Here is a 20,052-nt window from a genome sequence, read left to right as displayed (position 1 = left end):
ACCATCATCGATGAAACAATCATCTTTAAATCTGGCTCCCCAGCCATCACCCCAAGAGTCAGGTTCGATACTGACCCAGATGGTTCAACGGCTGCCGCTGTCGGATGTCCACTTCCGGCGTATCTGCCAACTTATTTATCAACGGGCCGGCATCGTTCTGGCCGATCACAAGCGGGAAATGGTCTATAACCGGCTAGTTCGGCGGCTAAGATTGCTGGGCATTAACGATTTTGGTCAGTATCTGGCATTGCTGGAATCTGATCCGAATGGTGCGGAGTGGCAGGCATTTGTGAATGCATTAACCACTAACCTGACGGCATTTTTCCGTGAGGCGCACCATTTTCCGATTTTGGCTGAACATGCACGTCAGCGGTCGGGAACGTATTCTGTCTGGAGCACCGCTGCATCTACCGGTGAGGAGCCTTACTCCATCGCCATGACTCTGAGTAATGCGTTGGGGAATCGGGCCGGATCTTGTCAGGTATCGGCCAGTGATATTGATACTCAGGTACTGGAAAAAGCCACCAGTGGCGTGTATCGGCAGGATGAGTTGCGTTCGTTATCGGCACAGCAGATGCAACGTTATTTTCTGCGTGGTACTGGTCCGCATCATGGCATGGTGCGGGTGCGGCCAGAGCTTGCCAATATGATTCAGTTCCAGCAACTCAATCTGTTGGCACCAGAGTGGGCATTACCGGGGCAGTTTGACGCTATTTTTTGCCGTAATGTGATGATTTATTTTGATAAAGAGACGCAGGAACGCATTCTTCGTCGCTTTGTCCCTTTACTAAAACCTGGCGGTCTGATGTTTGCAGGCCACTCGGAGAATTTCAGTCAAATCAGTCGGGAATTTTATTTGCGCGGGCAGACCGTTTATGGACTGACCAAGGAGAGGTGATGAGTAAAATCAGAGTATTGTGCGTTGATGATTCTGCACTGATGCGTCAGCTAATGACTGAGATTATCAACAGTCACCCGGATATGGAGATGGTTGCTGCGGCACCGGACCCGCTGGTTGCCCGTGATTTAATTAAAAAATTCAACCCGCAGGTTTTGACCCTCGATGTTGAAATGCCACGGATGGATGGGCTGGATTTTCTCGAAAAGTTGATGCGCTTACGGCCAATGCCGGTGGTGATGGTTTCATCATTAACCGGTAAGAACTCTGAGATAACCATGCGTGCGCTGGAATTGGGGGCAATCGATTTTGTCACCAAACCTCAGTTGGGTATTCGGGAAGGGATGCTGGCATACAGCGAGTTAATTGCGGAGAAAATCCGCACCGCAGCCAAAGCCCGATTACCGCAGCGCGGCCCAGAACATGCACCGGTTATGCTTAGTCATACGCCGCTGCTCAGTAGTGAAAAGTTAATTGCAATTGGTGCCTCTACCGGGGGGACTGAAGCGATACGTATGGTGTTGCAGCCGTTGCCGCCAACCAGCCCGGCGCTACTGATTACTCAGCATATGCCGCCAGGTTTTACCCGTTCTTTTGCAGAACGGCTTAATAAGCTGTGTCAAATCACCGTCAAAGAGGCAGAAGACGGTGAACGTGTATTGCCGGGACATGCCTATATAGCACCAGGGGATCGGCATATGGAACTGGCTCGCAGTGGGGCGAACTATCAAGTGCGCATTCACGACGGGCCTGCGGTTAATCGCCATCGCCCCTCAGTGGATGTTCTTTTCCGCTCAGTTGCACAATACGCTGGGCGTAATGCGGTTGGTGTGATTCTGACGGGAATGGGCAATGACGGTGCGGCGGGCCTGCTGGAAATGCATCGGGCGGGCGCTTATACCATTGCGCAAAACGAGGCCAGTTGTGTGGTCTTCGGGATGCCACGCGAAGCTATAGGTATGGGCGGTGTGAATGAAGTTCTGGAGTTGAATCAGATAAGTCAGCGTATGTTGGCACAGATAAGCAGCGGCCAAGCCTTGCGAATCTAGTCCCCTGAATCCTTGACTTACAGCGGTGTTAGCAGCGCGCACTTACCTGAATCACTTACTTACGTAAGCTTATCGGGATTTGTTTGCTTGTTCCCTTGCTGTAACACCAATGTCTTTGGGGCGAAATTTTCCGGTGTAAATCGGGCGTGGTATTTAATCGCTCAGCGGTGAGCAACAAACCTTAGGAGTTGGTATGGCGGATAAGAATCTCAGATTTTTGGTGGTAGACGATTTTTCGACCATGCGTCGTATTGTCCGAAACCTGCTTAAAGAGCTGGGTTTTAACAATGTGGAAGAGGCCGAAGATGGCGTAGACGCATTGAATAAATTACGTGCGGGTGGTTTTGATTTTGTGGTTTCAGATTGGAACATGCCAAATATGGATGGCCTGGATCTGTTGAAAACTATCCGTGCCGATGGTGCTCTTGGCTCTTTACCGGTGTTGATGGTGACTGCCGAAGCTAAAAAAGAGAATATCATCGCAGCAGCACAAGCCGGTGCCAGTGGTTATGTAGTGAAACCTTTCACTGCCGCTACCTTGGAAGAGAAACTCAATAAGATTTTTGAAAAGTTGGGTATGTAAGGAGGCGAGATGAGTAACCATCAAATGCCCGCAACAGATGCGGCATCAGCCAGCGATATCATAAGCCGCATTGGTCAACTGACGCGGATGTTACGCGACAGTTTGCGCGAGTTAGGGCTGGATCAGGCGATTGCGCAAGCAGCAGAAGCGATTCCAGATGCGCGTGACCGCCTGGATTATGTCGTTCATATGACGGCCCAGGCTGCTGAAAGGGCACTAAATTGCGTTGAAGCGGCGCAACCGCGCCAAAATGAGTTAGAATCATCGGCAAAGGCGCTTACTGTTCGCTGGGATGAATGGTTCGCCAACCCAATCGAGTTATCAGATGCCCGCTCGCTGGTGAGCGACACGCGTGAATATCTGGATGTGGTGCCACAACATACCTCATTTACCAATGCGCAATTGTTAGAAATCATGATGGCGCAGGATTTCCAGGACCTTACCGGTCAGGTTATCAAGCGCATGATGGACGTGGTGCAAGAGATTGAGAAGCAACTATTGATGGTGCTGATGGAGAATATTCCAGATATGCCAGCAAAACCGCAAAAACCGGCAGACAGTTTACTCAATGGGCCACAACTGGATAAAAATGGTGCTGGCGTTATTGCCAACCAGGATCAGGTTGATGATTTGCTCGACAGTTTGGGTTTCTAAGCTGACAGTCACTTATAAAGTGCAGATGAGGAACCCCTCATCTGCCATTATCATCTTGATTTATTTATCTTTTCGATAAGCTCGTTTGATTTAAGTTGTTCTTAGCCCTCTCAAACCACATCGCTGTCATCTTTTTTCCATTCTCTGCCTGACTTATTTTATATAACACTCAACCTGTCTATTTCCTCAACAGGGGCATTTAAATGTCGACCAAGGCCGGTTATCCATTGTCAACTAACGGCACTCATTCGTGAAATAACCGCCTAATTGTCGCTTTGTTCCAACCATAGACTTGATGAATATTTGTCATCCTAGACAACAATTTTGTTATTTACTCATTTTCCGACATGGAAGCGCTCACGCTGAACAGTAACATTTACGCCAACAGAGGCCATTGCTGTGGCTGAAGATAGCGATGCAGAAAAAAGCGAGGAACCCACAGCACATAAGCTGGAAAAGGCTCGCGAAAAAGGACAGATCCCGCGCTCGCGTGAATTGACATCGATGCTGATGCTCGGAGCCGGTTTGGCTATCTTGTGGATATCCGGTGAGTCGATGGCGCGCCAGTTGGCCGCCATGATTTCCCAAGGACTGCATTTTGATCACGCCATGGTCAGTGATGATAAGCAAATGTTGCGGCAAGCCGCCATGCTATTAAAGCAAGCTGTTATGGCTTTACTACCGGTCTTTGCGGGATTGGTTATTGTGGCATTGGCAGTACCGATGCTACTGGGTGGCGTGCTATTTAGCGGCGAATCCTTCAAGTTTGACCTGCAACGCATGAGTCCTCTGGCCGGGCTAAAGCGGATGTTTTCCTCACAATCACTGGCTGAACTATTAAAGGCTATCCTCAAAGCGACGCTGGTCGGTTGGGTTACAGGGTTATTCCTTTGGCACAACTGGCCACAAATGATGCGGCTGATTTCCGCACCACCTATTGCCGCATTGAGCGATGCGCTTAATTTGATTATTTTTTGCGGATTTGTGGTGGTCTTAGGGCTACTACCGATGGTTGGTTTTGACGTATTTTACCAGATAACCAGCCATATCAAAAAGTTACGTATGACCAAACAAGAGATACGTGATGAATTTAAAGATCAAGAAGGGGATCCGCACGTCAAAGGACGTATCCGCCAGCAGCAACGGGCAATGGCTCGTCGCCGTATGATGGCTGATGTGCCCAAAGCCGATGTGATAGTCACCAACCCGACTCACTATGCGGTGGCATTGCAATATAACGAATCGAAAATGAGTGCGCCAAAAGTGCTGGCAAAAGGCGCGGGCGCGGTAGCACTGCGTATTCGTGAGCTGGGTGCCGAGCACCGTATTCCTTTATTAGAAGCCCCCCCACTGGCGCGGGCGTTATTCCGCCACAGTGAGGTCGGGCAACATATTCCTGCCACCCTTTATGCGGCGGTCGCCGAGGTCCTTGCCTGGGTTTATCAGTTGAAACGCTGGAAGCGGGAAGGCGGGCTGGTACCGAAAAAACCTGAACATCTGCCGGTGCCGGAAGCATTGGATTTTGCAACAGAGAGTGAGACTGACTAATGGCTAATTTGGCTGCCCTGCTACGTTTACCGAGCAATTTCAAAGATACGCAGTGGCAAATCCTCGCAGGACCGATCCTGATCCTGATGATTTTGTCGATGATGGTATTGCCACTGCCTCCCTTCGCGCTGGATTTGCTATTTACCTTTAATATCGCACTTTCCATCATGGTGCTATTGGTCGCCATGTTTACCCAGCGCACGCTGGATTTCGCGGCTTTCCCCACTATTTTGCTGTTTTCTACATTGCTGCGTTTATCGCTCAACGTTGCATCCACCCGTATCATTTTGATGGATGGTCACACCGGAGCCGCTGCTGCTGGACGGGTTGTCGAAGCTTTCGGCCACTTCCTGGTTGGGGGCAACTTTGCTATCGGCATTGTGGTGTTCATCATTTTGGTGATCATCAACTTTATGGTGATTACCAAAGGGGCTGGGCGTATTGCCGAAGTGGGGGCGCGCTTCGTATTGGATGGGATGCCCGGTAAACAGATGGCGATTGATGCTGACCTGAATGCCGGACTGATTGGCGAAGATGAAGCGAAAAAGCGCCGTTCAGATGTGACACAAGAAGCTGACTTCTACGGTTCGATGGACGGTGCCAGTAAGTTTGTGCGTGGTGACGCGGTCGCCGGATTGCTTATCATGGTAATAAACGTGGTCGGCGGCTTGTTGGTCGGGGTGATTCAGCATGGCATGGCGCTAGGACATGCCGCTGAAACCTATACCTTGCTGACCATCGGTGACGGCCTGGTCGCCCAAATCCCCGCGCTGGTTATCTCAACTGCCGCCGGTGTGATAGTGACCCGCGTTAGTACCGATCAGGATGTCGGTCAGCAGATGGTGACTCAGCTATTTAACAACCCGCGAGTGATGGTCTTGAGCGCCAGCGTGCTGGGTCTGCTGGGTATGGTTCCAGGGATGCCTAACTTTGTCTTCTTGCTGTTCACCGCCGCACTGCTGGCATTAGCCTGGCGTTTACGCGGCAAACAAATGCAGCAACCTGTCGCTGAGCAAGCGCCGGTCGTCCAAGACCAACAACAGGCCGCAGAAGCGACCTGGTCAGATGTGCAACTGGAAGATCCTCTTGGAATGGAGGTGGGTTACCGGCTGATTCCAATGGTTGATTTTCAGCAAAATGGTGAGTTGCTGGGGCGTATTCGCAGTATTCGCAAGAAGTTTGCTCAGGAAATGGGGTATCTGCCGCCAGTGGTGCATATTCGCGACAATTTGGAGCTGCCACCGGCGAGTTATCGGATATTGATGAAAGGGGTTGAAATCGGCAGTGGCGAGGCTCATCCAGGGCGCTGGCTGGCGATTAACCCCGGTAATGCCGCCGGAACACTGCCCGGTGAAACAACCCATGATCCTGCCTTTGGCCTGGCAGCGGTATGGATTGAAAGCGCCTTACGTGAGCAGGCGCAGATTCAGGGCTTTACGGTGGTTGAGGCCAGCACGGTGGTGGCAACGCATTTGAATCACTTGATTAGCCAGTATGCCAGTGAGTTGTTTGGTCGTCAGGAGACGCAGCAACTGCTGGACAGGGTTACCCAGGAAATGCCTAAGCTGACCGAAGATTTCGTCCCCGGCGTGGTGACACTCACTATCTTGCATAAGGTACTGCAAAATCTGCTGATGGAACGCGTTTCGATTCGCGATATGCGCACCATTATCGAGACATTGGCTGAACATGCGCCTAATCAAACGGACCCCTATGAATTAACCGCAGTGGTGCGGGTGGCATTAGGGCGCTCGATTGCCCAGCAGTGGTTCCCTGGCAGCGGTGAAATTCAGGTTATCGGGCTGGATGCAGCATTGGAGCGTCTATTATTACAGGCGTTGCAAGGCGGTGGCGGGTTAGAACCGGGTTTGGCAGACCGGCTACTGGAGCAATCCAAACAAGCGCTACAGCGGCAGGAAATGCTAGGCGCACCACCGGTATTACTGGTTAACCATGCATTGCGGGCGTTACTGGCGCGTTTCCTGCGTCGTAGTTTACCGCAGATGGTGGTGCTATCTAATCTGGAAATTGGCGATAACCGCCAGATCCGCATGACTTCAACGATAGGCGCCGCCTGATGCTGATTCGCCCCTTGGCTTTTGTGATTGGTGTGTTGCCATTATTTGCCTGTGCGGTGTCCGGCACTTGGGTGGCGGACGGTATTGGTGTCACGCAGAGCCTACGCGGAGTGGTGACCTCATCGGCAGCGCTGCAATCGCCGGTTGCACTGGCCGATAAAGATGCGCGGATCGTTTCGATAGGATGGCGCTACCAGCTCATGTCAGCAGCGCCAAATGGTTTGGAAGTGAGGCTCTGTACGTCAACCCGTTGTATGCCTCTTGACGGGGGGAGTGGACAGAGCAGTATGCTGGCAGGTGAAGCCGCCGCGAATCAACTGTTCTTTGTTTATTTCATTGCGGGCAAAGGCAGGGTGAATCCACCGCTGCAAGTGATCAGCAACCAAGTGCTGGTCAACTATCGCTAAAACCATACAAATGGGTAATAGCAAGTGATACAGAAATAGACCGGCTGTTCGGCCGCATCATCGGCCCGTGCTGTTTGACTGATTGAGAGTGCTATCGCACTACAAAAAAACCATCCCAATAGGATACTTACACGCTGTTTTTTCATTTATCCTCTTTGTAACCAAGCGTTGTTGCCTGGTTTCAGCAGACTAACGCATTACAAGCAAACAGAAAAAACCATTTTGTGAATGGGTAGGAAGCATTGGTGTGGTGATTGAATTAGACGAAACTGGGGTACCAAGCGGATATAATCCCCGGCAGTGCGGCGGGTTATATCCGTAGGGATAGTCTGTTAAATCCCAATCTTACGGCCCAGCAAACTGGCACCTTTGGATTGGCCATCGGGGCCATACAGTGATTGGCCATGACGGGTGTTCAAGACAGCCAGAGCCTGAGTGTTATGCTCAATGTGCTGTTGTAGCAACAATCCATTATGTAAGTTGCCGTAGTGCAATTCTTCGGCTAATTGCAAAATACGTTGCCAGCGTTCGGCTAATGCCGCGGCTTGGTTGTAAGGTGCTTGTACATTGATTGCTGCTTGCGTGGTGAGTCGGGCCTGATCCAGATAAGCCAGCGTGGCTAAGATTGAGCTTTTTTGCTCCGTAACACCTTGTAGTACCACGCCTTGAATCCGGCCAGAGCACAGTAACTGCTGTTCTTGTGCCACCACGGTTTTCAGTGATTCGAGCAGTTCCAGCTGCTGGTCCAGATTGGTCTGTAATCTTTCCACCACCACGTATCCTTTTATGTTTACGGCGAGCTATTTGTTGCAACTAACTGTTCTTGAGGTCATCCGCCACATTTTTTAACAAGGCATCGGCAATTTTACCGGTGTCCATCGTCAATTGACCGGAGCGAATGGCCTGTTTTAAGGTTTCTACGCGTTCAACGTTGATGTCCTGGCTGCCCGGTTGCATCAGCTTCGCCTGCGCATCACTCAATTTAACCTCGGTACCACTGACGGGGGTTTTTGTCTGGGTTGCCGGTTTGCGCGTTTGTTGCGCGATGTCACTGGTTTCCCGTGGCTGCACTTGTGTTACCGGTAATAGCGGCTGAGTGCGATCAATACTCATGGTGTTGCTCCCTTTATAGCGGGATTGACGTTTATCGACCCGCAAGACTTTTATCTTTCAGTAAAAGAATGGCGGGATTGTCACTTTTTACCCGCAGATAACTGCATAACAGTGTTATCGGCACCGGTTAAAAAAACTTTAATCACTATAACATTATCTGAATCGTACCATTGTCGGCCACAGTTCCACTGACGATTTGCCCAGACGCCATGCGTACCCGGACACTATCTTGCACCGCTGCGTTGTTCATGGCCTTGCCTGTGCTGTTAATATTGAACCCTTCGCCCTGCGCTAATATTTGTACATCCTGCCCGGCTTTAATTACCCACAGGCGGCGTAACATATTGCGCGTTAGCGGTTGCCCGGCATTAATTTGCCGCAAGCTAACCGCACCCTGTGCAAAGTGTGTGTCGAGCAGCGCACCCGGCGGCAGGGTATCGAGGCGGCCTTGTTTCATTTCAATATCCGGCATACTAATTTTCTCACCCGCAGCCAGCCGCCGAGTGGCAACGGCATAACGCCCACTGACTTGCACCTGGGTTTGAATAAAGCGCCGTTGGCCATTACAACGAACCGACAAACTGACATTCCCCCAAGGGCGGGAATGGGTTGGCAGGGTGATGTCAGGCATCCCACATTGTGGCCATTGGCTTTGGGGCGTTTTGATAATAACTGCGACCTGACTTTCTTTATCGGGATATTGCTGCTGGAAAAATTGATTTACCTGTACAGATAGATCTGCGGCTAAAGCCTGATGGATGAAGGCCTGACTGGCAAGTAGCAGCCCAAGAGCCAATGTCATGACACTATTACTTTTCATTATCATCAGTTTTCTTTTTGCCCCCGCTATTGGCTAAACCCTCGATCCTGCTAAAGACGGCTATTACCTCTTCTGCACACTAGTGTACCTGTACCTCGCTAAGGTTAAGGGAACAAATAGCGACGCATTTTGCCCTTATTCTGGCGATAGGCTTACCTATACGGCGTTTATGCTGTCGACTCCAAATTCTAACCTTGCGGGGGGACTATGCTCGACAAACTGGACGGTGCTCTGCGTTTTCAACAAGAGGCGCTTAACTTGCGCTCTCAACGCCAGGAAGTCCTGTCATCCAATATTGCAAATGCGGATACACCCGGCTTTCAGGCACGCGATATCGATTTCTCCAGCCAACTGAAAAAAGTGATGGAGCAAGGGCGAGTCAATGGTACTGGGGTATCGCTCAGTTTAACGTCAGCTCGACATATCCCGGCAAGTACGGTTCAACCGCCGGATCTGGACTTGTTATTCCGCGTACCAGACCAACCGGCGATGGATGGTAATACGGTTGATATGGACCGCGAACGTACCAACTTTGCCGATAACAGCCTGAAATATCAGACCAGCCTGACCGTTCTTGGCAGTCAGATCAAAGGGATGATGTCAGTGTTACAACAAGGATAAACGTATGTCTTTACTGAATATTTTTGATATTGCCGGTTCTGCATTATCGGCTCAATCGCAGCGGTTGAACGTCAGCGCCAGTAACATGGCCAATGCCGAAAGTGTGACCGGCCCGGATGGTCAGCCTTATCGTGCCAAGCAAGTGGTGTTTCAGGTTGCCGCTCAGGCGGGGCAGGAGACCGGCGGTGTTCGTGTGTCTCAAATCGTTGATGATCCGGCACCGGACCGTTTGGTGTTCCAGCCGGGTAACCCGCTGGCTGATGCCAAGGGCTATGTACGTATGCCTAACGTTGATGTAACCGGTGAAATGATTAACACCATTTCTGCTTCACGCAGTTATCAGGCCAACGTTGAAGTTCTGAATACTACAAAATCCTTGATGCTTAAGACGCTGACACTGGGTCAATAACAGGAGCCTGCATAGATGGCCATTACCAATTCCCTGACCAATAGCGATTACGGTATTAACAGTACTGCCGGCACCAGCTCTACCTCTGGTAGTGGCAGTACCAGTCAGGATCTGCAAAACAGCTTTTTGACCTTGCTGGTGGCGCAGTTGAAAAACCAGGACCCGACTAATCCAATGCAAAACAACGAATTGACTACGCAATTAGCGCAGATCAATACCGTGAGTGGCATTGAAAAACTGAATACCACTCTGGGTTCAATTTCCGGCCAGATTGATAGCAGCCAGTCGCTGCAAGCCAGTAGTTTGATTGGTCACGGCGTGATGATACCGGGTACGGCAATATTTACCGGCAGCAAAGATGGCACGGTGACTACCACGCCATTCGGCCTTGAGCTGGAACGTCCTGCCGATAAAGTCACCGCGACTATCAGTGACGGCAATGGTCAGGTGGTGCGTACCATTGATATCGGTAGCCTAACAGCGGGCGTGCACTCATTTACCTGGGATGGCTCACTGGACGCGGGTGGCAATGCTCCAGATGGCGCTTACACAGTAAGCATTGCCGCCAGCAATGGTGGTGAATCGTTGGTGGCAACGCCGCTGAGCTATGCCGTGGTCAATGGTGTAACCCGTGGTAGCGATGGCTCCAAGTTAGATCTCGGTCTGGCTGGCACCATCACTATGGATAAAGTGCGGCAGATTTTGTAATTCAGTGATGGCACTTATGAGTCATCACTGACGTGGTAAGCGAACCGTGTGGTGAGCCATTCAGATGTAATGGCTGGCTTCAAATTTTAAAAATAGCGTTTGATATCTTATCAATACGTCAGGTCTGTAATGGACCCCCGAATCTAACGGAGAAGAAAATGGGCTTTTCTCAAGCTGTCAGCGGTTTGAACGCAGCATCCAGTAATTTGGATGTGATCGGTAACAACATCGCCAACTCGGCGACATCAGGTTTTAAAGCCGGCTCAGTTTCTTTTGCCGATATGTTTGCGGGTTCCCAAACCGGTATGGGCGTGAAGGTTGCCGGGATTACTCAGGACTTCAATGACGGTACCCCAACCACCACCAACCGCCGTTTGGATCTGGCTATCAGCCAGAACGGTTTCTTCCGTATGCAAGACAGCAGCGGCGGTGTTTACTTTGCCCGTAACGGCCAGTTCAAACTCGATGAAAACCGCAATATCGTCAACATGCAAGGCTTGAGTTTGACCGGTTATCCGGCAACCGGTACCCCACCAACCGTTCAGCAAGGCGCGAATCCGGTGCCGCTATCTATTCCACAGGACATGATCACGGCCAAAGCAACCACATCAGGCAACATGGTCGCTAACCTGACCTCTACCCATAAAGTGATTACCGACGCATTCGACCCGCAAAAGCCAGATACCTACAGCTTTGTTAATAATATGACTACGTTTGATAGCTTGGGTAACCGCCACGATATCAATGTGTATTTTGTTAAGACCGCTGAAGATTCCACCGGTGGTAACACCTGGACGGTGTATACCAAAGACAGCAGCGCGACACTGAAAGATGTCACTAAGCCATATGATCCAACTGATCCGGCCGCCGCATCAGCGCGTGGCACAATGGTATTTGATACCAATGGTGCGCTGAAAAGTGTGACCCCAACCGGCAGTACTACCAGCACCACCGACTTCAATATGACTATCCCGATGGGTGTGGTTAATGGTGCTCCGGCACAAACCTTTGATCTGAATGTGGCGGGCAGCAAACAGCAGAACACCGGTACTGACAGTATCACGGCACAAAACCAGACGGGCTATGCCGCAGGGGAGTTCACCGGTTTCCAGGTCAATAAAGACGGTTCCGTGGTAGGAACATACTCCAACCAACAAACCCAGTTACTAGGTCAGATAGTACTGGTCAACTTCTCTAACCCTGAAGGCTTGGCCTCTCAAGGCGATAACGTCTGGAAAGAAACCCAGTCATCCGGTAACCCAATCCTTGGGACGGCGGGCGGTGGTGGTTTTGGCTCATTGACCAGTGGTGCGTTGGAATCCTCTAACGTGGATTTGAGCAAAGAACTGGTAAACATGATTGTGGCGCAGCGTAACTATCAGTCTAACGCGCAAACCATCAAAACCCAGGATCAGATCTTACAAACTCTGGTTAACCTGCGTTAATCAAACTGACGGGGCTAGCTCATGGATCACGCAATATACACCGCAATGGGGGCTGCCCGGCAGTCACTGGAAAAGCAGGCGGTTACGGCGAATAACCTGGCTAATGTGGCAACGCCAGGATTTCGCGCACAGCTAACTGCGATGCGAGCAATACCTATTGATGGACCGAGCTTGATGACCCGCACGATGGTCGCCGCATCGACGCCCGGTGTCAATATCAGTCAGGGTACGATGAACTACAGTGGCCGCCCATTGGATGTCGCCTTGCAGCAAGATGGCTATCTGGCAGTGCAACTGCCCGATGGCACTGAAGCCTATACCCGTAACGGTAACATTCAGATTTCATCCAATGGGCAAATGACGGTGCAGGGCTATCCGCTGATGGGGGATAACGGCCCGATTGAAGTGCCACCGCAGGCCGCGGTCACCATTGCCGCCGATGGCACTATCTCAGCACTCAACGCTGGCGACTCACCCAATACCATTGCTCAGCTTGGTCAGATCAAACGGGTCAAGGCGACGGCGGGTGAAGTGATGCATGGTGATGATGGGTTGTTCCATTTAACACCGGCAACACAACAGGCGCGTGGCGCGCAACTGGCAAATGATCCGCTGATCAAGATAATGCCGGGAGTGTTGGAGGGCAGCAACGTGAAAGCGGTTGAAGCCATGACAGACATGATTGCCAATGCCCGCAGTTTCGAAATGCAGATGAAAGTCATTCACAGCGTGGATGAAAACGAACAGCGCGCTAATCAGCTGTTAGCAATGGGTTAAGCGCGCAGGCGCAGAGGAATAAACTGATGATCCCATCATTATGGATTGCCAAAACCGGTTTGGATGCACAACAAACCAATATGGACGTCATCGCCAACAACCTGGCGAACGTCAGTACCAATGGTTTTAAACGCCAGCGGGCGGTTTTTGAAGATTTACTGTACCAAACCATGCGCCAACCGGGGGCGCAATCCTCCGAGCAAACTACCTTGCCATCTGGCTTACAGATTGGTACCGGGGTTCGCCCGGTGGCGACCGAGCGTTTGCACAGCCAGGGTAATCTGTCCAAAACGGATAACTCGAAAGATATCGCAATTAAAGGCGAAGGGTTCTTTCAGGTGCAAATGCCCGATGGCACCAATGCTTATACCCGTGATGGCTCTTTTCAGGTTGACCAAAACGGCCAGTTAGTGACATCAGGCGGTTTTCAGATTCAACCGGCGATCACCATTCCAGCGAATGCGCTGAAAATGACAGTGGGGCGTGACGGGATAGTCAGTGTCACTTTACCGGGGCAAACCGCCACCCAGCAGGTTGGGCAACTTACCCTCACCACATTCATTAACAACAGTGGGCTGGAAAGTGTCGGTGAGAACTTATATCAGGAAACCGCCAGCTCTGGTGCGCCGAACGAAACCACGCCAGGTCTGAACGGCGGTGGCTTGCTGTATCAAGGCTATGTTGAAACCTCTAACGTCAATGTGGCGGAAGAGTTAGTTAACATGATCCAGACGCAGCGAGCCTATGAAATCAACAGTAAAGCAGTTTCAACCTCAGATCAGATGTTGCAAAAACTGACTCAACTGTAAATCCGCTTTCAGGGGGCAATTTAGCCCCCTGACGGCCACAGAATAATGCGTATTTGAGGCTGGCTATCGCGGCCTCCAACAGGTTACAGGACTGATAATCAGAGATGGACAGAAAGCCGCTGCGCAAATCAGGTGAATTGAAATGGATCTGTATGCCGTTGACGGCGATGCTGCTCAATGGTTGCGCGTATATTCCGCATAAACCTCTGGTGGAAGGCACCACCTCAGCACAGCCCGCCCCCGCCAGTGCGCCATTGCCAAATGGTTCTATTTTTCAGGCAGCTCAGCCGATGAACTATGGTTATCAGCCTTTATTTGAAGACCGCCGCCCACGTAATATCGGTGACACGTTAACCATCACTTTGCAGGAAAACGTCAGTGCCAGCAAAAGCTCTTCAGCCAATGCCAGCCGCAATGGTTCCAGCAAATTTGGTGTGGCGACCACGCCGCGTTATCTGGAAGGATTATTGGGTAATGCGCGTGCTGATATGGATATCTCTGGTGACAATACCTTTGGTGGCAAGGGTGGCGCGAATGCCAACAACACGTTCAGCGGTACCATTACCGTGACCGTCGATCAGGTGCTGGCTAACGGCAACCTGCATGTGGTCGGTGAGAAACAGATTGCAATCAATCAGGGAACCGAATTCATCCGCTTCTCTGGGGTAGTTAACCCACGCACCATCAGCGGCAGCAATACCGTTACCTCAACCCAGGTTGCGGATGCACGTATCGAGTATGTGGGTAATGGTTATATCAATGAAGCGCAAACCATGGGCTGGTTACAGCGGTTCTTCCTTAATATCTCACCGTACTAAGAGGCCCAATGATGCGCAAACAGTCACTCTTCATTTTATGTATTACCTTGATTTCGCTGGTATGGATGCCGGCGAAAGCCGAGCGTATCCGCGATTTGGTGACCGTTCAGGGTGTGCGGGATAACGCGTTGATCGGTTATGGCCTGGTGGTCGGGCTGGATGGTTCTGGCGACCAGACCATGCAAACGCCGTTTACCACGCAAAGTCTGAGCAACATGTTGTCGCAACTGGGGATTACTGTGCCGCCGGGCACCAATATGCAGTTGAAAAATGTGGCTGCGGTGATGGTGACGGCCAAATTACCACCATTCTCCCGCGCCGGGCAGACCATTGATATTGTGGTTTCTTCAATGGGTAACGCTAAAAGTATTCGCGGCGGCACATTGCTGATGACCCCATTGAAAGGGGTGGATAATCAGGTCTATGCCCTGGCTCAGGGGAACGTGTTGGTGGGCGGTGCCGGTGCTTCATCGGGGGGGAGCAGTGTTCAGGTAAACCAATTAACCGGCGGGCGGATCAGCGGTGGGGCCACCATTGAGCGTGAATTGCCAACTACTTTTGGTACCGATGGCGTGATTAATCTGCAACTGAATAATGAAGATTTCACCCTGGCGCAGCAGGTGAGTGATGCCATTAACCGTCAGCGTGGATTTGGCTCCGCCACGGCGCTCGATGCGCGAACTATTCAGGTGCGGGTTCCGCGTGGTAACAGTTCTCAGGTGCGTTTCCTGGCTGATATCCAAAATATCCCGGTGAATGTCGATGCCGGTGATGCCAAGGTGATTATCAACTCCCGCACCGGTTCGGTAGTGATGAACCGCAACGTGGTATTGGATTCCTGTGCCGTGGCGCAAGGGAATCTCTCCGTGGTGGTGGATAAACAAAATACTGTCAGTCAGCCAGATACGCCATTTGGTGGTGGCCAGACCGTGGTGACACCTAATACCCAGATTTCGGTACAGCAGCAAGGTGGTGTGCTACAGCGGGTTAATGCCAGCCCGAACCTGAACAATGTCGTTCGCGCATTAAATTCACTGGGGGCAACGCCGATCGATCTGATGTCCATTTTGCAAGCGATGCAAAGTGCCGGCTGCTTACGGGCTAAATTGGAGATTATCTGATGAGTGATTTGATGGCTATGTCCGGGGCGGCTTATGACGCCCAATCACTGAATTCACTAAAGCGCGATGCTGCCATCGATCCACAGGGCAATCTGAAGCGGGTTGCCCAGCAGGTGGAGGGGATGTTTGTGCAGATGATGCTGAAAAGTATGCGCTCCGCGTTGCCGCAAGATGGGGTGATGAACAGTGAGCAGACCAAACTTTACACCTCGATGTACGATCAACAAATTGCGCAGCAGATGTCGGCTAAAGGATTAGGGCTGGCCGACATGATGGTTGAACAGCTCTCCGGTACCACCTCGCCGAGCGAAACCGCAGGTACGGTGCCAATGATGCTGGATAACGACGTGCTGCAAACGCTACCGGCACAGGCGCTGGCACAAATGGTACGTCGCGCCATGCCGACACCGCCAGCCAACAACTCAGCGTCATTGCCACAAGGCACCGGTAATTTCGTGGCGCGGATGTCTATTCCGGCGCAAATTGCCAGCCAGCAAAGCGGCATTCCTCATCAATTGATTGTGGCTCAGGCGGCACTGGAGTCGGGCTGGGGTCAGCGCGAAATTCCGACGGCCGACGGCAAAACCAGTTACAACGTCTTTGGCATCAAAGCGGGTAGCAACTGGGATGGGCCAGTCAGCGAAATTACTACCACCGAATATGAACAGGGTGTGGCGAAGAAAACCAAAGCTCGCTTCCGGGTATATGGCTCTTACGTGGAGGCGGTGAGTGATTATGTCAAATTACTGACACAAAACCCACGCTACGCCAATGTTGCTGCCGCCCAAAGCCCTGAACAAGGCGCTCATGCTTTGCAACGTGCCGGTTATGCGACTGATCCGCAATATGCCCAAAAACTGGTGAGTGTCATTCAGCAAATGAAGAATGCCGGCGAACAGGCGGTAAAAGCCTACAGCAGCGATTTGGGTGATCTCTTCTAATGGGTTATTTTGGGATTGGGCAGTATTCGGTCTGCAAAATCTCCAATATCTATTGGTGAGGGGAGGATAGGCAGAAGAGTAAAGCGTCCGCGCCAGGGAAGGGTTTACGGCGTCTTTATGATCTGCCTGTCCTCACTGTAACGTGCGCGACTTTATTCATTGGTTTTACTGGCAATAACACCCATATTTTCACTCAAGTTTTCTAAATTCGGGCCGATAATACCCAAAGTAATTGGAGTTGTAGCACGGCAGCAAACGAGCGAATCCCGCTGAGCTGACATCAGTCAGTGATTCGGGTGAGAGAGAGCAGCTAACATAGCTACGGCTTCAAGTAAGAAGGGTATAGATAGGCTGTGCGGGGGCTTAGGTTTCCTCAGGCAGTATCCCAATATTAATTAATGCAGGCGCTGCGTTGCTCGTCGTCTGCGGTAAAAGGATTTCTTTATGTCCAACAGTTTAATGAATACTGCGATGAGTGGTCTGAGCGCCGCGCAATATGCCCTGAGCACCGTCAGTAATAACATCACCAACTTTCAGGTGGCGGGTTACAACCGTCAGAACGCTATTTTTGCCCAAAATGGCGGAACGCTAAGTCCGGCCGGTTTTCTGGGTAACGGCGTGACGATTACCGGTGTTAATCGTGAATATAACGCCTTTATTACTAACCAGTTACGTTCTTCACAAACGCAAAGCAGCGGGTTGACTACCTATTATCAGCAAATTTCGCAAATTGATAACTTGCTGTCAAATAGCTCAAACAACCTCTCTACCACCATGCAGGGTTTTTTCAGTAACCTGCAAAATCTGGTAAGTAATGCCGGTGATGACGCTGCCCGTAAAACGGTGTTGGGTAAAGGCGAAGGTCTGGTTAATCAGTTCCAGAATGCAGACAAATATCTGCGTGATATGGATGTTGGTGTAAACCAAAAAATCACCGAAAGCGCAACGCAAATCAATAACTATGCTGAGCAAATCGCTAAGTTGAATGACCAAATTACCCGCCTACGGGGTAGCAGTGGCAGCGAGCCGAATGCGTTACTTGACCAGCGCGATCAACTGGTAACAGAACTGAACCAGATTGTCGGCGTGACGGTGACTCAGCAAGATGGCGATGCTTATAACGTCTCTTTTGCCGGGGGGCTGTCACTGGTACAAGGGCCGAATGCGTATAAAGTTGAAGCTATTCCGTCCAGCGGGGATGCGACCCGTTTAACCCTTGGCTACAAATATGGTAGCGGCGATACACTCGAAGTCGATGAACGCCGCCTGACGAACGGTAGCCTTGGTGGTACCTTGAAATTCCGCAGTGAAGCCCTGGACAGTGCCCGTAATCAATTGGGGCAACTGGCACTGGTAATGGCTGACAGCTTCAACACCCAGCATAAAGTCGGGTTTGATGCTAATGGCGATGCCGGTACTGATTTCTTCAGTTTTTCCGACCCGACCACGCTGAAAAATGCCCGCAATCAGGGTGATGCCGGTTTGAGTGTGTCTTACACTGACACCTCAAAGGTGAAGGCCAGCGATTACAGCGTTGAGTTTGACGGCACTAATTGGCAGGTTACCCGCTTATCTGATAATACCAAAGTGCCAGCGAACCCTGTACTTGATGGCAGTGGTAAAACCACCGGTCTAAGCTTTGATGGCGTGGCGGTCAGCATCGATAACGGCACTGTTGGCCCGCAGGCAAAAGACAAATTCACCGTGAAAACGGTATCTAACGTAGCGGCCAATTTGCAGGTTGCTATTTCTGACTCCAGCAAGATTGCGGCTGCGGGAACCAAAGATGGCGGTGCCAGCGATAATACTAACGCACAAGCGTTATTAGATCTGCAAACCAAGAAACTGGTGGATGGCAAAGCGACACTCTCGGGTGCCTATGCCGGTTTAGTCAGTAACGTCGGTAACCAGACCGCTACTGCGAAAACCAACAGCACGGCGCAGGCTAATATCGTCAAACAGTTGACCGCCGAGCAGCAATCTATTTCTGGGGTAAACCTGGATGAAGAGTACGGCGATTTGCAGCGTTTCCAGCAATATTATCTGGCGAATGCGCAGGTTATTCAAACTGCCTCGACGCTATTTAATGCGCTTCTGGGTCTGCGTGGTTAAGTGATTACCTGCGGTTATTTGTCGTGCCGTAACTTATTTTATATCGAGTTAAGCCCGTATTATTGTTGAGAGACATTCGCGGGCTTGGCAATTGCTAAAAGGAACTGACATCGTGCGCTTAAGTACCAGCATGTTGTATCAGCAAAATATGCAGGGCGTGACTAACGCCCAATCACTTTGGATGCAGTCGGGCCAACAACTTTCTACGGGTAAGCGCGTCGTCAACCCATCGGATGACCCGATGTCCGCTTCTCAGGCCGTTATGGTATCGCAAGCTGAGTCAGAAAATAGCCAATACGCACTCGCACGCAGCTTTGCACGCCAGAGTTCATCATTGGAAACAACGGTTTTGGCACAAGCTACCAGTACCATTCAGTCGATTCAAAGTATTATTATCAGTGCTAAAAGTGACATATTGAGTGACGATGATCGCGCTTCTTATGCCACTCAGTTACAGGGTTTGAAAGACCAGTTAGTCAATCAGGCTAACACCACTGATGGCAACGGTCGTTACATCTTTGGTGGCTTCAAAAGTGACAAGCCTCCTTTTGCGGTCAGCGCAACTGGTGCGGTAACTTATCAAGGTGGCGATGTAGCGATTGAACAAAAAAGTGGATGCCAATCGCTCAATTACGGTTGGGCATACCGGTTCCAGTGTTTTTATGGCTCTGACCAGTAACGCAAAACCAGAGCCTGATGACGCGATGGGGACACCGGTTGCCTCTGAAGCTAATATCTTCAATACCATTGATACCGTGTTGAACTCGCTGAAGGTGCCTTTGCAGGGTGCAACAGATGCAGTTAAAGATCAGGCCAATGCGGATATGGACAAAGGTATCCGCGGGATGGCTAACTCATTGAATAATGTCTTGTCTGTGCAGGCAGAAATTGGTACTCAACTACAAGAACTGGATAATCTGGACAGTTTGGGCAGTGACCGCACGCTTATCAATAAACAACGATTAAGCGATTTGGTGGATGTCGATTGGACTGCGACCATCTCATCCTATGTGATGCAGCAGGCGGCGTTACAGGCCTCGTATACCACGTTCACCAATATGCAGGGCTTGTCGCTGTTCCAACTGAATAAGTAACTCGTCTATGGCCCGTAGGCTTGCCCTGCGGGTTGTATCCCCTCAAT

At 50.9% G+C, this 20,052-nt stretch carries 20 protein-coding genes and 1 pseudogene; 18 read left to right on the top strand and 3 right to left on the bottom strand.

Features of this window, described 5'->3' with window-relative positions:
* The first annotated feature begins 79 nt into the window (after positions 1-79).
* The 7 genes from cheR to YALDO0001_RS06140 all read left to right on the top strand — a co-directional run bounded on the left by cheR (position 80) and on the right by YALDO0001_RS06140 (position 7,217).
* Positions 80-898: a protein-glutamate O-methyltransferase CheR gene (cheR, locus tag YALDO0001_RS06170; protein ID WP_042548437.1), complete on the top strand. Its 819-nt coding sequence runs from the start codon at positions 80-82 to the stop codon at positions 896-898.
* Positions 898-1,947: a protein-glutamate methylesterase/protein-glutamine glutaminase gene (locus YALDO0001_RS06165; protein ID WP_004700983.1), complete on the top strand. Its 1,050-nt coding sequence runs from the start codon at positions 898-900 to the stop codon at positions 1,945-1,947. Before cheR ends, YALDO0001_RS06165 begins: the two co-directional genes overlap by 1 nt.
* A gap of 193 nt (positions 1,948-2,140) precedes the next feature.
* Positions 2,141-2,530 carry a chemotaxis response regulator CheY gene (cheY, locus tag YALDO0001_RS06160; protein ID WP_004700981.1) on the top strand — a complete coding sequence of 130 codons (390 nt, stop codon included), beginning with the start codon at positions 2,141-2,143 and terminating at the stop codon, positions 2,528-2,530.
* 9 nt (positions 2,531-2,539) lie between these two features.
* Positions 2,540-3,184, top strand: a complete 645-nt coding sequence (cheZ, locus tag YALDO0001_RS06155; protein ID WP_004700978.1) for a protein phosphatase CheZ — start codon at positions 2,540-2,542, stop codon at positions 3,182-3,184.
* 399 nt (positions 3,185-3,583) lie between these two features.
* Positions 3,584-4,732, top strand: a complete 1,149-nt coding sequence (gene flhB / locus YALDO0001_RS06150; RefSeq protein ID WP_042545643.1) for a flagellar biosynthesis protein FlhB — start codon at positions 3,584-3,586, stop codon at positions 4,730-4,732.
* The gene (flhA, locus tag YALDO0001_RS06145) at positions 4,732-6,810 is read left to right on the top strand and encodes a flagellar biosynthesis protein FlhA (RefSeq protein ID WP_004700977.1); all 2,079 of its coding nucleotides are present in this window, start codon (positions 4,732-4,734) and stop codon (positions 6,808-6,810) included. Before flhB ends, flhA begins: the two co-directional genes overlap by 1 nt.
* Positions 6,810-7,217: a flagellar protein FlhE gene (locus tag YALDO0001_RS06140; protein WP_042545644.1), complete on the top strand. Its 408-nt coding sequence runs from the start codon at positions 6,810-6,812 to the stop codon at positions 7,215-7,217. Before flhA ends, YALDO0001_RS06140 begins: the two co-directional genes overlap by 1 nt.
* A 332-nt stretch (positions 7,218-7,549) precedes the next feature.
* Here the strand turns inward: YALDO0001_RS06140 and YALDO0001_RS06135 are convergent, their stop codons facing one another.
* The 3 genes from YALDO0001_RS06135 to flgA all read right to left on the bottom strand — a co-directional run bounded on the left by YALDO0001_RS06135 (position 7,550) and on the right by flgA (position 9,156).
* Positions 7,550-7,990: a flagella synthesis protein FlgN gene (locus YALDO0001_RS06135; RefSeq protein WP_042839487.1), complete on the bottom strand. Its 441-nt coding sequence runs from the start codon at positions 7,988-7,990 to the stop codon at positions 7,550-7,552.
* A gap of 40 nt (positions 7,991-8,030) precedes the next feature.
* Positions 8,031-8,330 carry a flagellar biosynthesis anti-sigma factor FlgM gene (flgM, locus tag YALDO0001_RS06130; protein WP_042545646.1) on the bottom strand — a complete coding sequence of 100 codons (300 nt, stop codon included), beginning with the start codon at positions 8,328-8,330 and terminating at the stop codon, positions 8,031-8,033.
* Between the two features lie 145 nt (positions 8,331-8,475).
* Positions 8,476-9,156 (bottom strand): flagellar basal body P-ring formation chaperone FlgA, encoded by a 681-nt coding sequence (gene flgA, locus YALDO0001_RS06125; RefSeq protein ID WP_004700971.1) that lies wholly within the window; start codon positions 9,154-9,156, stop codon positions 8,476-8,478.
* Positions 9,157-9,357: 201 nt separating this feature from the next.
* Here flgA and flgB point away from each other — a divergent pair, with 201 nt between their 5' ends.
* The 11 genes and pseudogenes from flgB to flgL all read left to right on the top strand — a co-directional run bounded on the left by flgB (position 9,358) and on the right by flgL (position 20,005).
* Entirely contained in the window at positions 9,358-9,771 is a 414-nt protein-coding gene (gene flgB, locus YALDO0001_RS06120; RefSeq protein ID WP_004700969.1) for a flagellar basal body rod protein FlgB, read from the top strand.
* A gap of 4 nt (positions 9,772-9,775) precedes the next feature.
* Entirely contained in the window at positions 9,776-10,180 is a 405-nt protein-coding gene (gene flgC / locus YALDO0001_RS06115) for a flagellar basal body rod protein FlgC (protein ID WP_004700967.1), read from the top strand.
* 15 nt (positions 10,181-10,195) lie between these two features.
* Positions 10,196-10,888: a flagellar hook assembly protein FlgD gene (gene flgD, locus YALDO0001_RS06110; RefSeq protein ID WP_004700965.1), complete on the top strand. Its 693-nt coding sequence runs from the start codon at positions 10,196-10,198 to the stop codon at positions 10,886-10,888.
* A 158-nt stretch (positions 10,889-11,046) separates the two neighbouring features.
* Positions 11,047-12,333 carry a flagellar hook protein FlgE gene (gene flgE / locus YALDO0001_RS06105; protein ID WP_004700963.1) on the top strand — a complete coding sequence of 429 codons (1,287 nt, stop codon included), beginning with the start codon at positions 11,047-11,049 and terminating at the stop codon, positions 12,331-12,333.
* Positions 12,334-12,354: 21 nt separating this feature from the next.
* Positions 12,355-13,110 carry a flagellar basal body rod protein FlgF gene (locus YALDO0001_RS06100; protein ID WP_004700958.1) on the top strand — a complete coding sequence of 252 codons (756 nt, stop codon included), beginning with the start codon at positions 12,355-12,357 and terminating at the stop codon, positions 13,108-13,110.
* Between the two features lie 26 nt (positions 13,111-13,136).
* Positions 13,137-13,919 carry a flagellar basal-body rod protein FlgG gene (gene flgG / locus YALDO0001_RS06095; RefSeq protein ID WP_004700956.1) on the top strand — a complete coding sequence of 261 codons (783 nt, stop codon included), beginning with the start codon at positions 13,137-13,139 and terminating at the stop codon, positions 13,917-13,919.
* 104 nt (positions 13,920-14,023) lie between these two features.
* Positions 14,024-14,737 carry a flagellar basal body L-ring protein FlgH gene (gene flgH / locus YALDO0001_RS06090; RefSeq protein WP_004700954.1) on the top strand — a complete coding sequence of 238 codons (714 nt, stop codon included), beginning with the start codon at positions 14,024-14,026 and terminating at the stop codon, positions 14,735-14,737.
* A gap of 11 nt (positions 14,738-14,748) precedes the next feature.
* Complete coding sequence (locus tag YALDO0001_RS06085) at positions 14,749-15,858, top strand: flagellar basal body P-ring protein FlgI (protein WP_042839486.1); 1,110 nt, start codon at positions 14,749-14,751, stop codon at positions 15,856-15,858.
* The gene (gene flgJ / locus YALDO0001_RS06080) at positions 15,858-16,799 is read left to right on the top strand and encodes a flagellar assembly peptidoglycan hydrolase FlgJ (RefSeq protein ID WP_042839485.1); all 942 of its coding nucleotides are present in this window, start codon (positions 15,858-15,860) and stop codon (positions 16,797-16,799) included. Before YALDO0001_RS06085 ends, flgJ begins: the two co-directional genes overlap by 1 nt.
* Positions 16,800-17,243: 444 nt before the next feature.
* On the top strand, positions 17,244-18,911 hold the full coding sequence (gene flgK / locus YALDO0001_RS06070) for a flagellar hook-associated protein FlgK (RefSeq protein WP_004700948.1): 1,668 nt from the start codon (positions 17,244-17,246) through the stop codon (positions 18,909-18,911).
* Between the two features lie 112 nt (positions 18,912-19,023).
* Positions 19,024-20,005: pseudogene (gene flgL / locus YALDO0001_RS06065) on the top strand (flagellar hook-associated protein FlgL).
* Positions 20,006-20,052 lie beyond the last annotated feature (47 nt).

Origin of the sequence: Yersinia aldovae ATCC 35236, from assembly GCF_000173735.1 — a bacterium.
Lineage (GTDB): Bacteria > Pseudomonadota > Gammaproteobacteria > Enterobacterales > Enterobacteriaceae > Yersinia > Yersinia aldovae.
The sequence above is the reverse complement of the archived record's forward strand: the minus strand, read 5'-3'. Positions and strand labels throughout refer to the sequence as shown.